This is a genomic window from Actinoplanes sp. ATCC 53533 (assembly GCF_003947245.1).
On sequence record NZ_QHHV01000059.1, the window covers coordinates 1 to 15262 of the forward strand.

At 70.3% G+C, this 15262-nt stretch carries 11 protein-coding genes; 10 read left to right on the top strand and 1 reads right to left on the bottom strand.

Translation table 11 applies throughout. The features are described 5' to 3' along the window. The 10 genes from DMB66_RS19900 to DMB66_RS19945 all read left to right on the top strand — a co-directional run. Window positions 1-935: reverse transcriptase domain-containing protein (locus DMB66_RS19900; RefSeq protein WP_125805605.1), on the top strand; the 935-nt coding region annotated here is incomplete at its 5' end. 968 nt (window positions 936-1903) lie between these two features. Beyond that, window positions 1904-3172 (top strand): ABC transporter substrate-binding protein, encoded by a 1269-nt coding sequence (locus DMB66_RS19905; RefSeq protein ID WP_199752512.1) that lies wholly within the window; start codon window positions 1904-1906, stop codon window positions 3170-3172. Between the two features lie 7 nt (window positions 3173-3179). Beyond that, window positions 3180-4136: a carbohydrate ABC transporter permease gene (locus DMB66_RS19910; protein ID WP_125805607.1), complete on the top strand. Its 957-nt coding sequence runs from the start codon at window positions 3180-3182 to the stop codon at window positions 4134-4136. A 13-nt stretch (window positions 4137-4149) separates the two neighbouring features. Continuing rightward, complete coding sequence (locus DMB66_RS19915; RefSeq protein WP_125805608.1) at window positions 4150-5049, top strand: carbohydrate ABC transporter permease; 900 nt, start codon at window positions 4150-4152, stop codon at window positions 5047-5049. Between the two features lie 31 nt (window positions 5050-5080). After that, on the top strand, window positions 5081-6484 hold the full coding sequence (locus DMB66_RS19920) for a Gfo/Idh/MocA family protein (RefSeq protein ID WP_125805609.1): 1404 nt from the start codon (window positions 5081-5083) through the stop codon (window positions 6482-6484). Between the two features lie 6 nt (window positions 6485-6490). Beyond that, window positions 6491-8095: a glycoside hydrolase 43 family protein gene (locus DMB66_RS19925; RefSeq protein ID WP_125805610.1), complete on the top strand. Its 1605-nt coding sequence runs from the start codon at window positions 6491-6493 to the stop codon at window positions 8093-8095. 37 nt (window positions 8096-8132) lie between these two features. Next, window positions 8133-9026 carry a PmoA family protein gene (locus DMB66_RS19930; protein WP_125805611.1) on the top strand — a complete coding sequence of 298 codons (894 nt, stop codon included), beginning with the start codon at window positions 8133-8135 and terminating at the stop codon, window positions 9024-9026. Window positions 9027-9077: 51 nt separating this feature from the next. After that, complete coding sequence (locus DMB66_RS19935; protein WP_125805612.1) at window positions 9078-9947, top strand: PmoA family protein; 870 nt, start codon at window positions 9078-9080, stop codon at window positions 9945-9947. Beyond that, the gene (locus DMB66_RS19940; RefSeq protein ID WP_125805613.1) at window positions 9944-11236 is read left to right on the top strand and encodes an ROK family transcriptional regulator; all 1293 of its coding nucleotides are present in this window, start codon (window positions 9944-9946) and stop codon (window positions 11234-11236) included. The genes DMB66_RS19935 and DMB66_RS19940 overlap by 4 nt, the downstream gene beginning before the upstream one ends. A gap of 270 nt (window positions 11237-11506) precedes the next feature. Further along, window positions 11507-13492 carry a nitrate- and nitrite sensing domain-containing protein gene (locus DMB66_RS19945; protein WP_158647290.1) on the top strand — a complete coding sequence of 662 codons (1986 nt, stop codon included), beginning with the start codon at window positions 11507-11509 and terminating at the stop codon, window positions 13490-13492. Between the two features lie 21 nt (window positions 13493-13513). On the opposite strand, the gene DMB66_RS19950 is transcribed toward DMB66_RS19945, so the two are convergent. Beyond that, complete coding sequence (locus DMB66_RS19950; protein ID WP_233624711.1) at window positions 13514-15253, bottom strand: VWA domain-containing protein; 1740 nt, start codon at window positions 15251-15253, stop codon at window positions 13514-13516. Window positions 15254-15262 lie beyond the last annotated feature (9 nt).

A 15262-nucleotide genomic window follows, 5' to 3' on the forward strand; every position in this document is an offset into this window, starting at 1 on the left:
ATCCGGACTCGTATGGCTATCGTCCGTGGCGGGCTCCTGGGGACGCGGTCGAGGTCTGTAAGCAGCGGTGTTGGAAACGTGACTGGGTGATCGATCTCGACATCCAGAAGTTCTTCGACACCGTGGCGTGGGACCTGGTCGTCAAGGCGGTGGAGGCCAACACCGACCTCTCGTGGGTGGTGCTGTACGTGAAACGGTGGCTTGAGGCGCCGGTGCGGCAGGCCGACGGGACAACGCTGGTGCGAGATCGTGGAACCCCGCAGGGGTCCGCTGTCTCGCCGGTACTCGCGAATCTGTTCCTGCATTACGCGTTCGACGTGTGGATGGCCCGGGAGTTTCCCACGGTCACATTCGAGAGATACGTGGATGACGCGGTGGTGCATTGCGTGAGTGAGCGGCAGGCACGAACGGTGCTGGCGGCGATCGGTGCGCGGATGGAACAGGTCGGGTTGCGGTTGCATCCCGATAAGACACGGATCGTGTATTGCCAGGACGATAAGCGGCGTGCCTCGTACGAGCACACCGAGTTCACGTTTTTGGGGTTCACGTTCCGTCAGCGAGAGGCGCGGGACAAAGGCGGGCGGCGGTTCAGTTCGTTTCTGCCCGCGATCAGCAAGAACGCCCTGAAGAAGATCAGCGCGGAGGTGCGGTCGTGGCGACTGTACAACCGTACTGGTCAGGACCTGATCGACGTTGCGCGGGACATCAACCCGATCGTCCGTGGCTGGATGCAGTACTACGGAAAGTTTTACCGGTCGGCGATGTACTCGCTCCTGGCGCGTATCAACGCCTATTTGATGCGTTGGATCCGTAAGAAGTACAAACGGTTGCGGGCGAAGGGGAAAGCGTTCCGGTGTTGGCGTGGGATTGTCCAACGGTTCCCGCGTATGTTCGCGCACTGGGTATGGGTGCCCTCCGTCCCAAGCGTCTGGTGAACAGGGTGACAGGAGCCGTATAAACCGAGAGGTTTACGTACGGATCTGTGGGAGCCCCGGGCTGAAATGCCCGGGGCGACCCGGCCTTCCCCATCGGAAACGTCCTGCTCTGCTTCCCCATCGGAAACGTCGCCCGGTCGAGGCGCGGCGACCGGCAAGCGGAACCCGCGCACCCCCTATCCGGTGTTTCCTATGGGGAAGCAGAGCAAAGTAGTTCTGACGCATCGTGGTGCCCGGGAGAGGTGCGCGGTGGTCGCGGCCGTGGCTCGGCACGAACCCCAACAAGCGCTGCCGCTCGACCCGATCCGGGAGATCAGCCCCGCCCGGTGCGGCTCGCCGCTCGCGTCGGCTCGCCGCTCGCGTCGGCTCGCCGCTCGCGTCGGCTCGCCGCTCGCGTCGGCTCGCCGCTCGCGTCGGCTCGCCGCTCGCGTCGGTTCGCTGGCGGTGTCGGGCTCGCCGTTCGTGTCGGTTTGCTGGCCGTGTCGGCGCGTTCGAGTAGTCGTCCGGGTCGTGGTCGGGCGGCGCCGTGGGATGTCGCTCGCAGGGCCACCACGGTAGCGATGGCTATCAATGGGCGTCAATGGATTCCGGCAATCCTGGTGAGTTTATTTTGTGGGTTGACGTAATCCGAAATTCGCTCTTAACCTGACCTGCGGGCTCGTCGGTTGGCGTCGGACGCCGGCCCTTGAGGGCTCGCAACTTCCATAGGTAAGCGCTGTCCTGGCGCAGCCCCGCAGTGGTTGCGCCGGGGTGGCCGATCGTGCATGCAGTGATTGATCTCGATGCGCGCGGGGTGCTTGGGTCGGCTCTGCCCGGCAGTGGCGCGCCCGGCGCGCAGTACCGAATTCTTGTCTCGTGACGCCGGTCCGCCGGCATTTCAGGAAGGGACAGCGATCCCGATGACCGATAGATCCCACGGATCCTTCCGGACGGCTGTGAGCCGCCGGGACATGATCAGAATGGCCGGGTTGTCCGGTCTCGGCCTGGGCCTGGGCGCGTGCGGCCGTGGGTTCGGCGGTGGTGGCGACGACTCCGCGGGCGATGCCGTTCGGCTGAACATGGTGTGGTGGGGCGACGCGACCCGGGCCCAGAAGACTCAGGCGGCGCTGGACATCTTCCAGCGCAAGCACTCCGGCATCACGGTCAAGACCGAGTATCAGGACAGCGGGCCGTACAAGGATAAGCTCGCGACCCGCTTCGCCGCGGGGGAGCCGCCGGACCTGCTGGCGATGCGCACCGACAGCCTGCGGGAATATGCCGATCGGGGCGCGCTGCTCGATCTCAGCAAGCATGCCGACATCCTGGACCTGGGCAGCGTCGTGGACAACGCGCGCAAGCTGGGCGTGGTCGGCGACAAGAACTTCGGCGTGCCCTCGGGCCTGAACAGCGTCGGCTTCGTGGTCAACAAGACCCTTGCCGACAAGTACGGCGTCACGATTCCCGACGGCGACACCTGGACCTGGGACGACCTCGCCTCGTTTGCCCGGCGGCTCACCCTCAAGAGCGGCCGCAAGGTGTACGGGACGGTGTTCGAGCCGGCCACCCTGGCCAACGTCATAGTCTTCACCCGGCAGCGGGGCGAGGACTTCTACACCGCCGACGGGAAGCTGGGCCTCACCGAGGCGACCCTGACCGCCTGGCTGGAGATGATCGAGAAGATGCGTGCCGAGGGCGGCTTCCCGCCCGCCGGCTTCGTGGACCCGAGCATCGGCAGTTCGCCGGACAAGTCATACCTGGCCAAGGGTACGGTGGCGTCGCAGATCATCCCCACCAACAATTTTCTCAACTACAACGCCGCGGCCGGCGGCAACCTGGTGCTGCTGCGGATGCCCGGCGAGACCACCGCCAAGCGGCGGGGTCAGTCCATCGACACGCCCGCGCTGTGGTCGGTCTCGGCGAAGTCCAAGCATCCCAAGGAGGCCGTCACCCTCCTGAACTTCCTGATCAACGATGTCGACGGCGCCAAGGCGGTCGGTACGACCAGGGGTGTGCCGTCCAACAAGAAGATCGCCGAGGACATCAAGGCGACGCTGCAGCCCGACGACAAGACCGCCACCGACTATCTCATCGGTTTGCAGGCCGAGAGCCTGCCGCCGGCGTACACGTATCCCACCGGCTCCAGCAAGCTCAACGGGATCCTGCTGTCGCTGACCTCCGAAGTGGAGTTCAAGCGTAAGGCCCCGGCGCAGGCGGCCAAGGAATTCCTCGACGGAGCCCGCGAAGCGCTGGCGCAGTGAGCCTGGCATGAGCACGTCATCCCCGACGACCACCCGCGCCGGCACTCCGCCGCCGGTGGACGGGAATCCGGTGGCCTCGGAGCGGTCCCGCGCGAAGCGTCGCAACGACCGGGCCGGCTATCTGTTCCTGCTGCCCTGGTTCATCGGGATGCTCTTCATGGTCGTCCCGTTCTTCGCGTCGCTGTACCTGGCCTTCACCGACTACAACCTGCTCAACGCTCCGCAGTGGATCGGCCTGGACAACTTCCGGACCATGCTCGGCGACGAGAAGCTGCATCAGTCACTGAAGGTCACCTTCATCTACAGCTTCGTGTCCGTCCCGCTGTCGCTGGCGGTGGCCCTGGGCGTCGCGATGGTCCTCAACCGGGGCATCCGTGGCCTGCCCGTCTACCGCGCGGTCTTCTACCTGCCGTCGCTGCTGGGCGGCAGCGTCGCCGTCGTCCTGCTGTGGCGCTACATCTTCGGCCTGGACGGGGTGGTCAACCAGTTCCTGGGCTGGCTGGGCATCGAGGGGCCGGGCTGGACCTCCGACCCGCGGTACGCCCTGACCACACTGATCATTCTGCACATCTGGACCTTCGGGTCCCCGATGGTCATCTTCCTCGCCGGGCTCCGCCAGATCCCGGCGCTCTACTACGAGGCCGCCGCGATCGACGGCGCGAACCGGTTTCAACAGTTCCGGTCCGTGACCCTGCCGCTGCTGAGCCCGATCATCTTCTTCAACCTGATCCAGTCGCTGATCGCGTCGTTCCAGACCTTCACGCAGAGCTTCGTGATGAGCAACGGCACCGGTCAGCCGGCCAACTCCACGCTCTTCTACAACCTCTACCTGTACCAGAAGGGCTTCACCGAGTTCGACATGGGCTACGCCTCGGCCATGGCCTGGGTGCTGCTCGTGATCATCGCTCTCTTCACCGGGCTCAACTTCGTGGCAGCCCGGTACTGGGTCTTCTACGACAACTAACGATCGGGCCGGCATGTCGATCATCAACAGTCAGCTGCCAGAGACGCCACCGGACGACGAGGACACCTACCTGGAACGCAGCACCGGGTCCCGCCGGTCGCGGTTCACCCGCCACGTCCTGCTGTGCGCGATCGGCGTGGTGATGGCGTACCCCCTGCTCTGGATGATCTCCAGCTCGCTCAAGCCCAGCGGGCTGGTCTTCACCGACCTCGCGTTGTGGCCGGCCACCTGGGACCTGAGCAACTACCCGCGCGGGTGGACCGCGCTGAGCGAACCGTTCAGCGTCTACCTGCTGAACTCCTTCATCATCGTGACGCTCAGCATCGTCGGCAATCTGTTCTCCTGCTCGCTCGCCGCCTACGGTTTCGCGCGGTTGAAGTTCACCGGCCGCAAGCTGTTCTTCGCGCTCATGCTCGGCACGCTGATGTTGCCCGGGCACGTCCTGCTGGTGCCGCAGTACATCGTCTTCGCCAAGCTCGACTGGCTCAACACCTACTATCCGCTGCTGGTGCCGCACTTTCTGGCCACCAACGCGTTCTACATCTTCCTGATGGTGCAGTTCATGCGGGCCCTGCCCACCGAGCTCGACGACGCGGCGCGCATCGACGGCTGCGGGCCGTTCCGCACCTTCTGGAGCATCATCATGCCGCTGTCGCTGCCGGCGTTCGCGACCACCGCGATCTTCACCTTCATCTCGGTGTGGAACGAATTCTTCAGCCCGCTGCTCTACCTGACCGATCCCCAGCTGTACACCGTGCCGCTGGCGTTGCGGCAGTTCGTCGACTCCGAGGGCCAGTCCCAGTGGGGCCAGATGTTCGCGATGTCGTTCGTCTCGCTCGCGCCCGTCATCGGCTTCTTCATCGCCGGCCAGAAGTATCTGGTCCGGGGCATCGCGACCACCGGCCTGAAATAGCAGTCCAGCGGAAATCGAGGATCCCACCTTCATGACACCCCAGCAGCGACCGGCCGGCCGCCGGTACGCGTTCGTCGGCACCGGCTCGCGCGCCCGCATGTATCTGGCCGCGCTGCTCGGCAGCCACGCGGACGTCGGATACCCGGTGGCGTTCTGCGACACCAACGAGGTGCGCATGGCGTACTACGACCGGCTCGTCGGCGAGGCGGGCACGGCCGCGGCGGTGCCGCACTACCGGGCCGAGGACTTCGACGCGTTGCTGCACCGGGAACGGCCCGACGTGGTCGTGGTGACCTCGCCCGATGCCACCCACGCCGGCTACGTCAGCCGGGCGCTGCGGCGGGGCGTCGACGTGATCGTCGAGAAGCCGATGACGGTCGACGTCGCCGGGCTGCGGCAGATCCGCGACGCGCTCGCCGCCGGCACCGCCGAGCTCTCCGTGACCTTCAACTACCGCTACTCCCCGCGCAACACCGAGGTGCGCCGGCTCATCGCTGACGGCACCATCGGCGACATCACCTCGGTCGCTTTCGAATGGTGCCTGGACACGGTCCACGGTGCCGACTACTTCCGCCGGTGGCACCGCGACAAGGCCACCTCCGGCGGCCTGCTGATCCACAAGGCGACCCACCACTTCGACCTGGTCAACTGGTGGCTCGCGGACACCCCGTCGGTGGTGTTCGCGCTCGGGGGCCTGCGGTTCTACGGCGCGGACAACGCCCACCGCCGCGGGCTGGGACCGCGTCCTCACCGCGGCCGCGACGCCCCTGCCGGTGACCCGTTCGCCCTGGACATCACCGCCGACGACCGGCTGCGGGAGCTCTACCGCGACGGCGAACACCTCGACGGCTACATCCGCGACCGGGACGTCTTCTCCGACGGCATCTCCATCGAGGACAACCTGAACGTGGTCGTGGGCTACCGGGGCGGGGCGTCGATGTCGTACACGCTGCACGCGCACAGCCCGTGGGAGGGCTACCGCGTCGCGATCAACGGCACCGCGGGGCGCATCGAACTCGAGGTCGTCGAGCGTGGTCACGTCGTACCCGCCTCGGCCGGGACGGCGATCGGCGCGGCGACCGCCGCGGCCGTGGTCGACCCCAGCGCGACCGGGGCGGCGCGGGAGGCCGGGGCGTCGTCGCTGCGCCCCCGCGGCACGCACCTGCTGGTGCAACGGCACTGGGAACCGGCCCGGGAGGTGCCCATCCCCGCCGGGCACGGCGGGCACGGTGGCGGCGACACGATGCTGCTCGACGACGTGTTCCGCGGTGCCGCGACCGATCCGCTGCGCCGGCACGCCGGCTTCGCCGACGGGGCCGCGAGCGTCCTGGTCGGTATCGCCGGCAACGAGTCCCTGCGTACCGGGCGGGCGGTCCATCTCGACGAGCTCGGGCTGTCGCTCGTTACCGGGGCGCCCACCGGAAGCGAAGGGTGATCGACCATGGAACCCGGCGGGAGCGTCGACCTCTCCGGCACGGACCGGCCGCCCTGGGTGGCCGACAACGGTGACGGCACCTACCGCAACCCGATCCTGCACGCCGACTGGTCCGATCCCGACGTCATTCGGGCCGGCGACGACTTCTACCTCGTCGCCTCCAGCTTCCACCGGGTGCCGGGGCTTCCCGTGCTGCACAGCCGCGACCTGGTCAACTGGTCGATCCTCGGCCACGCGCTGCCGCGCCTGGCACCGGAGGAGGACTTCGGCACCCCGCAGCACGGCTGCGGGGTGTGGGCGCCGGCCATCCGGCAGCACGACGGCCGGTTCTGGATCTTCTACCCGGATCCGGACCGGGGGATCTTCGTCGTCACCGCCGCCGATCCCGCCGGCCCCTGGAGCCGGCCGCACCTGCTCAAGGCCGGCCGTGGCCTGATCGACCCGTCTCCGTTGTGGGACGACGGGTCGGCCTACCTGGTGCACGGCTGGGCCAGGAGCCGGGCCGGGTTCAACAACAAGCTCACCGGCCATCGGATGGACCTCGAAGCCACCACGCTGCTCGACGACGGGCACCTCGTCGTCGACGGCGACGCCCTGCCCGGCTACCGGACCCTGGAAGGACCGAAGCTCTACCGCCGCGACGGCTGGTACTGGATCTTCGCCCCGGCGGGCGGGGTCAGCACCGGCTGGCAGTCGGTGTTCCGCTCGCGGCACGTCTTCGGCCCGTACGAGGACCGCATCGTCCTGGCCCGGGGCGGCACCTCCGTCAACGGGCCGCACCAGGGCGCCTGGGTGACCACCCCGGCCGGTACGGACTGGTTCGTGCACTTCCAGGACAAGGGTGCCTTCGGACGGGTCGTGCACCTGCAACCGATGCGCTGGCCAGCAGGCGAGTGGCCGGCCATCGGCGACCCGGCGGAGGACGGCGTCGGCCGCCCGGTCCCGGGCTGCGCCAAACCGGTGACGGAGCCCGCCGAGTTACCGAGGGCACCCGCGGCCGGTGACACGTTCGCCGGACCCGGGCTCGGGCCGCAGTGGAGCTGGGCCGCGAATCCCGACCCGGACTGGTGGACGGTCCGCGGTGGACTGCGACTGACCTGTGCCGCCACCGATGCCGATGGTGACCTGCGCCGGCTGCCCAACCTGCTGGGCCAGCGGCTTCCGGCCGACCGGTTCCGGGCCACCACCACGCTCCGCCTGACCGGCGCCGCGGTCGGCGCGCGGACGGGCCTGACCGTGCTAGGTGCCACCTACGCCTGGATCGGGCTGGAGCGCCGGGCCGGCGGATACGCGCTCGTGCGCCGCACGGCGGCCGCCGGCCGGCCGGAAGTCGAAGCCGCGGATCCGGTGCTGATCCCGGGCACCGCCGACGGGCCGCCGCCGCGGGTGACTGTCGGCGTCGACGTTCATCCCGATGCCCGGTGCCAGTTCTTCGCGGCGGTCGAAGCCGGCCCGCCGAGGCCGGTCGGGCCCCCGTTCACCGCGACGGCCGGCCGGTGGGTCGGTGCGACCCTCGGCCTCTTCGCGACCGCGCCGGTGGCCGCCGGCCCGGCGGGTACGGCGGAGGTGACCGCGTTGGCCATCACCGGGCGTACCGGCGAAGAGCTCTGATCCGGTGCACCGCACCGCCCAACCGGAGAGGCCACCCATGCCCGACCAGGCCGCGACGGTGGACGCCGCGCATCTCGCGGTCGGCGGACGCCGCGTCGCGAGTTACGTCTGGCAGCCCCGGCTGCCGGCGGCGCTGTCCCCCCGACCGTTCGTCCACCCGGTGCGCACCCTGACCGGCACCGAGGTCACCGAGATGATGCCCGCGGATCACCCGCACCACCTCGGTGTCGGCGTCGCGGTGGCCGACGTCGGCGGTGCCAACTTCTGGGGCGGCCGCACCTTCGTGCGGTCCCGCGGCTCGGTGCTGCTGGCCAACCACGGCGTCCAGCAGCACCGGGAATGGGCCACCCGGACCAGCGCGGCACTGGTCCACGAGCTGCGGTGGACCGGCCCCGACGGCGTCGACCTGCTGCACGAGCGCCGGCGCATCACCGCGCTGCCGGTCGACGACCGTTGCTGGGCCCTGGATTTCACCTTCGAGCTGACCAACATCACCCCGGTGCCGCTGACCTTCGCCAGCCCGGCCACCAACGGCCGCCCGGGAGCCGGCTACGGCGGGTTCTTCTGGCGGGCGCGCCGTGGCGACGGGCGGATCCACGTGCTGGGCCCGGAACGGTCGGGAGAGCGTCACCTGCACGGCCGGCGCACCCCGTGGCTGGCGCTGACCGGCAACCACACCGCTCCCTGGACGCTGATCTTCGTCACCGCCGGGCCGCAGCCGGAAACCGATCCCTGGTTCGTCCGCAGCCGTGACTATGCGGGCGTGGGCTCGTCGCTGGCCTGGACCTGCCCGCTGGTCGTCGCCCAGGGCGCGGGCATCCGGCGTCGTATCGTCACCGTCGTCGCGGACGGAAGGCTACGCTCGCGGCAAATCGCAGACATCGCCGGCGCTGTCGTCGCGGGCTCGGCCGAATCCGGACGGCTGTCGTGACCACCGGCCGGCGGGCCGCACACGTCGCACGGCGAAGGGTGGAGGACAGTCATGGCCGACCCGCCGCACGCGACCGCGGTCCTGCGAGTCGACGGACGTGACGTCGCCGAGTACGTCTGGCGGCCGGAGCTGCCCCTGTCCAGCTCGCCGCGGCCGTACCTGCATCCGGTGCGGACACTGGCCGGCCGGACGGTCACCGACGCGGTGCCCGACACCCATCCGCATCAGGTGGGGATCAGTATCGCCGCACCGAACGTCGACGGCTGCAACTTCTGGGGCGGCCGCACCTGGGTGGCCGGCCACGGCCCGGCCTGGCTGGACAACCACGGCACCCAGAGCCACCACCGGTGGCTGCGGCACACCAGCACCGATCTCGCACACACCCTCCGCTGGGTGGATCCGCACCACACGACCCTGCTGCGCGAACGCCGCTCGATCACCTGCCGGGGCCTGGGGGAGACGGCCTGGTCCCTGGGCGTCCGGACCGAGCTGACCAACGCCACGGACCGGCCGTTGGTGCTGCGCAGCCCGGCCGCCCAGGGCCGGGCCGGTGCCGGTTACGGTGGATTCTTCTGGCGTGGCCCCGCCGTGTCCGGCGCGGCCCGCATCCTGAGCCCGGCCGGCACGGACGTCCGTGCCGTGCACGGCGCCGTCGCGAGCTGGGTCGCCGTCACCGGCGACAGCGACGGCGGTACGTGGACGGTGCTCTTCGTTCCCGCTGACGAGACCACCGCCGCTGACCGCTGGTTCGTCCGCGCGCGTGACTACCTGGGCGTCGGCTCGTCGATCACCTGGGACCGTCCCCTGGTGCTGGCCCCGGAGCAGACCATCGAACGGCACATCGTGGCGGTCGTCCTCGACGGCGTGGTGTCCCCCGCGACGGCTGCTGATCTTGCCGGCAGCGTACGGTCGACGCCATGACGGCACCCATCCGTCCGAGCCGACCCCGGCAACCCGAGGAGCCCGCCCGGCAGGAGAGCCTGCGGACCCTCAACCTCGAGCTGGTCTTCCGGCACATCCTGGCCGCGGGGCAGCCCATCTCCCGCACCGAACTCGCCACGGTCACCGGCCTGACCCGGCCCACCATCGGCCGCATCGTCGAGGAGCTCCTCGCCGGCCAGCTGATCACCGAAACCGGCATCGCCCGGGACGGGCGCGCCGGCCGGCCCCGCGTCGGCCTGACCATGTCCAGGACCGGCCCGGCCGGCCTGGGCCTGGACATCCGCGCGGACGGCCTCGCCGCCTGCATCGTCGACCTCACCGGCAACGTCCGCCATCTGGCCTTCGAACCGGCGGCCTACACCGGCGGCAACGCCACCGCCGTGCTGGCCGACGTGGCCCGGATGGCCCGGATGGCCGTCGACGCCGCCTCCGGGGAACAGCTCACCGTGGTCACCGCCACCCTGGCAGTCCCGGGACCGGTGCACGCCGGCGTCGTCCGCACGGCGCCCGGACTCGGCTGGCGCGACGTCGACGCCGGCGCCCTGTTGCGCGGTTTCACCCTGCATCTGAACCTGCCGGTCGCGGTCGACAACGAGGCCAATCTCGCCGCGCTCGGAGAGCTCTACGCCAGCGTGAACGCCCTCGACAGCTTCGTCTACGTCTCGGGCGGGCTCGGCATCGGCGCGGGCATCGTCCTGGACGGCCGGCTCATGCGCGGCGCGCGCGGCTGGAGCGGCGAACTCGGGCACGTGACGGTGCACCCGGACGGCAAGCCGTGCCCCTGCGGCTCCCGCGGCTGCCTGCACACCTACGCCAGCCTCGAAGCCATCCTCAGCGCCAACCCGGTGCCGGAAGGCGCATCGCCCGACGCCGCCATCCTCGCCCGGGCCGAGGCCGGCGACGCGGCCACCCTCGCCGCGCTCGACACCGCCGGAACCGCGCTCGGCGTGGCGCTGTCCGACATGGTCAACATCCTCGACATCGACACCGTGCTGCTCGGCGGCAGCTTCTCGCTGCTGTCGTCCTGGCTCGCCGCCAACGCCAGGACCGAGATAGACCAGCGCGTCCTCACCGCCGCGTGGGCCCCCGTCACCATCCGGCCCGCGCTGCTCGGCCCGGACGCCGCGGTCATCGGCGCGGCCCTCACCTCGATCGACCAGATCCGGCAGCATCCGATCGCCTGGCTCGCCCAGCAGCCGCAGGGGTCCGGTCAGCCCCTGGGCGCCGACGGGATGATCGAGCTACCGGAGGACACGGCGATCCGGTGACCGTCATCGGTGTCCGGGCCCGGGGGTTCGTGACGCGGCGTCACCTTACCGGTCAGTATCAGGAAACCTGACTCTCCCGTTGAACCGTTGAGGGCTCAGGGGAGTATTCCATCATGGTCATGACCTGCGGAGCTCCGAGCCCGGTGTACCGATTCTCGCGGCCGTGACTTCCGGCGTTCGGTGCCAGCGTGAGGATGAGATCATATGCGGAGAAAACCGAAGTCCATCCGCTCGAGAATCATCGTGTCTCTCGTCGTGCCACTGGTTGCTTTGAGTGCTTTGTGGGGTCTGGACGTGTACGGGTCGCTCGCCGACGCGTTCGCGCTCAGGAGCGCGCAAAGCACCCGGGACCAGGTGGGCCGCCCGTGCGATCTCCTGGTCCAGGCGTTCCAGGCCGAGCGGAGCCGGTCCCAGGAATTCCTGGCGGTCACCCCGCGGAACGTCGAACCGCTGCGTGCCCAGCGGGCGGAAACGGACGCGACCGTGGCCGAGTTCCGCCGCCTCTCCGCGCAGTACGACGCCCAAGGGACGGCTGCCGAGATCGCCCGCGCCCGGATCAACGACATGATCACCAATCTGGACGCGCTGGCCCGGCTGCGAACCCAGATCGATGCCGGGAGTATCACCCGCGCCGCCGCCCTGACCGGGTACAGCAGCCTCATCAGTTACGCCTTCGGGGTGCTGTCGGCGGCTGCTTCCTTCGTCGACCTGCCCGTGGAGCGGACCATGCACATCGTGGTCGAGATCCGCCAGATCGGGGAGTTGTTCAGCCAGGAGGACGCCCTGCTGACCGGCGCGGCGACGGCGGGCCGGTTCGGCAACGGGGAGTACCTGCAGCTGATCAAGATCGTCGGAGCGCTGCGCTTCCAGATCACCGCGGCCGGCGCGGGACTCCCGGAGAAGGAGCAGGCCGCCTATCTCGGCATGCTGAACAGCCCGACGTTCTCGGTGTTGCGCGCCACCGAGGACGAGATCATTCGCAACAGCCGCGCGAGGGGCACCGTGCCGATCGCCATCGAGGCGTGGCGAACGACCTTCAACCCGGTCGCCAGGCAGCTCTACGACTTCCTCTCGGGCGGGTACGACGCGGCCATCACGCACGCCCGCGAGGCCGGCGACCGCATCCTGCTCCGCTTCGGCCTCGCGGGCGGCCTGGGCCTGTTGGCGATCATCTGGTCACTGTTCCTGGCGATCCGCATCAGCTGTTCCGTGGTGGACCGGCTGTCCGTGCTCCGCGCCGCCGCCACCGACCTGGCCAGCAGGCAACTGCCCGAGGTGATCGCCCGGTTGCGGGCCGGCGAGCAGGTCAAGGTCGATGACGATGCGCTGCGCCCACCCGTCGGCGACGACGAGATCGCGGAGGTCGCCCTCGCCCTCAGCGAGGTGCGGCGCAGCGCGATCGATGCCGCCGTCGCCGAGGCGGCCCTGCGCTACGGGATGAGCAAGGTGTTCGTCAACATCGCCCGCCGCAACCAGACTCTGATCGATCGGCAGCTCAGGGCGCTCGCCCAGCTCCGCGCCCCGGGCACGGCGGAGCAGTCGCAGCCGGCCGCTCAGGCCGAGCAACTGGCGACCCAGATGCGCCGGCACGCCGAGCATCTGGTGATCCTCGCGGGCTCCGCCCGCAGCCGCGGCGGGTTCCGTCCGGTGCCGCTGGCCGAGATCATCGGTAGCGCCGCCGGCGAGGTGGAGGTCGCCGAGCGGATCGAGGCCGGGTCCGTCGTCGATGCCGAGGTCCCCGGGCGCGCGGCGGCCGACATCGTGCACATCTTCGCCGCGCTGCTGGAGAACGCCATCGCCTTCTCCCCGCCGGACACTCCGGTGCGGGTCTCGGCCCAGCGGGCTCCGCAGGGTGTCGCGGTGGAGATCGAGGACCGCGGTCTGGGCATGACGCCGTCAGCGCTGGAGGAGACCAACCGCACGCTGGCCCGGCCCCCGGACTTCGACCCGGCCAACAGCGCCCGGCTGGGCCTGTTCGTGGTCGCTCAGCTGGCTGCCCAGCGCGGGATCCGGGTCTTCCTGCGACCGTCCGATTTCGACGGCATCACCGCCGTGGTGATCCTTCCGCCGGACCTGGCGGACGTGGCATCCGGGGACGGCCCGGACCCGGCCGCGCAGCCGGCCCGGGCCGGGCACCGGGCGGACGAGGCGGGACCGGTCGGCGAGCCGGCGACACCCGATCTGGTGTCAGCGGCATCCGCGACGATGCTGCCCCGGCGCAAGCGCACCACGGGGACACCGCCGCAGGCGTCGTGACCGGCAGGGGAGTCACGGGGGTCACTTGGACTGGGTGTGCAGCGCGAGGGCTTTGAGGAAGATGGCGGCGATGTCGGCCGGGTCCGGCGCGGTGAACACGCCGCCGCCCGTGGTGCCGGTGATCTGCTGGAGCGGCCCCTGGGTGACGTCGGGCCCGATGCCGATGGCCACGATGTCGACCGGTCGGGTCGGGTCCTTGAGCTGCCCCAGCCGGGCCAGCAGCGCCGGCAGGGACACACCGTTGTCATCGTCGTTGTCACCGTCGGTCATGATCACGACGGTGTTGAGCCGGCCCGGGTCCCAGCCGTCCTGCATTTCCTGGTAGGCCGCCAGGATCGTGTCGTAGAGACCGGTGTCGCCGTTCTTCTTCGGCTTGATGGCGGCCAGCTGCTGGACGGCGCGGTCCCGGCTAGCCACCAGCGGCCCGACCGGCAGGAGCTCGCGGTGGTCGCGGGGGCCGTCGAGGTTGGTCGAGAAGGTCCACAGCCCGAGGGCCCAGGAGTCGTCGAACAGGTCCAGGCCGCGCGTGGCCGCTTCCACGGTCACCTGCTCGCGAGTCCGGTTGCCGGCGGTGGGCACCTTGGTCAGCATCGAGCCGGACACGTCGATGACGGCCAGGATGCGGCCGGGGTGGGTGAGCGCCAGCCACGCCTCGAGGGTCCGATCGACGGCGCTCAGGTCCACGCCGCCGGACGTACCGCCAGATCCTCGGGCGGTGGCGCTCGGGGTGGGCGCGCCGGCGGGATAGGCGAAGCCGGCGCCGCCGGCACCATCCGCACCGCGCAGGCCCTGCCGCGCGAGAGCGTCGCGGAAGCCGGGGGACCCCAGCGCGGTGCGCAGACCGGCGGCCGCTTGCGACACCGCCGGGGCGGCACCGGGCATGACCAGGAACGGATAGTCCAGCGAGGGTGGCGCGGGCGTGACGTAGCGGGCGGCCAGGGGAATCGGCGCGGCCGCCGCGTTGTATTGGATGACCGCCTGTTCCGGCAGCACCGCCGCGGTCAGCGAGCTCGCGATGGCGGCCGCGTCGAGCGAGCGGGGGAAGCGGCTGAGCAGGTCGTCCCGCACCGCCGAGCCGCCCTTGGCCAGCGCGCGCAACGTGGCCACGGTCGCGGGCTGTGCCTTCGGGCCGAGCTTGGCCGCGGCCTGTCCGAAGGACAGCAGACCGGACAGCCCGGCGGTGTCGCGCGTCGGATCGACGACGCCGGCCGTGATCTTGTTGCCGGCCTGGGTCTGCCGCAGCAGCGAATCCCACGTCAACTCCGCGCCGGCCGGGCCGAAATTGCCCGCCACCGGCTGGGGCACGGCCAGCACCACCGGGCTGACCGCGATCGACGTCGTGTCGGTGGGCCGGAAGCCGGCCGCGGCGGCCTGCAACCGCAGCCGCCACATCGAGGAATCCGGCACCCACACCTGCGGGACCTGCGCGCTGCCCTTCGCCTCGCCCAGACCGAGCAGCCGCTGCCCCTGCTGGGCGGCCACCCCGGCCGCCACATCCGCGGACTCCTGCCCGGTGACCTGCACGGCCACGCACTTGCCGTCGACCGTGGCGGTCTCGGTCCAGTCGGCAGCCGTCGAGCGGATGGCGGGCGCGATCTCCGGCGCGGCCACGACCGACAGCCGAACCTCCCCGGCGCAACGCGGCCCGCTGAGCAGCCGGACACCTGCCCAGCTCGCCGTGGCGACGACGGTCAGCGCCAGCACGGCGGCGGCGACCTTGAGGGTCCGGACTTGTCTCTGGGTTCGGTGTCGACCTGGCACCGGGCAATG

Excerpts from the sequence above, each read along its gene's own strand:
- DMB66_RS19910 (WP_125805607.1), top strand. The coding sequence starts at position 3,180 with ATGAGCACGTCATCCCCGACGACCACCCGCGCCGGCACTCCGCCGCCG.
- DMB66_RS19915 (WP_125805608.1), top strand. The coding sequence starts at position 4,150 with ATGTCGATCATCAACAGTCAGCTGCCAGAGACGCCACCGGACGACGAG.
- DMB66_RS19920 (WP_125805609.1), top strand. The coding sequence starts at position 5,081 with ATGACACCCCAGCAGCGACCGGCCGGCCGCCGGTACGCGTTCGTCGGC.
- DMB66_RS19925 (WP_125805610.1), top strand. The coding sequence starts at position 6,491 with ATGGAACCCGGCGGGAGCGTCGACCTCTCCGGCACGGACCGGCCGCCC.
- DMB66_RS19930 (WP_125805611.1), top strand. The coding sequence starts at position 8,133 with ATGCCCGACCAGGCCGCGACGGTGGACGCCGCGCATCTCGCGGTCGGC.
- DMB66_RS19935 (WP_125805612.1), top strand. The coding sequence starts at position 9,078 with ATGGCCGACCCGCCGCACGCGACCGCGGTCCTGCGAGTCGACGGACGT.
- DMB66_RS19940 (WP_125805613.1), top strand. The coding sequence starts at position 9,944 with ATGACGGCACCCATCCGTCCGAGCCGACCCCGGCAACCCGAGGAGCCC.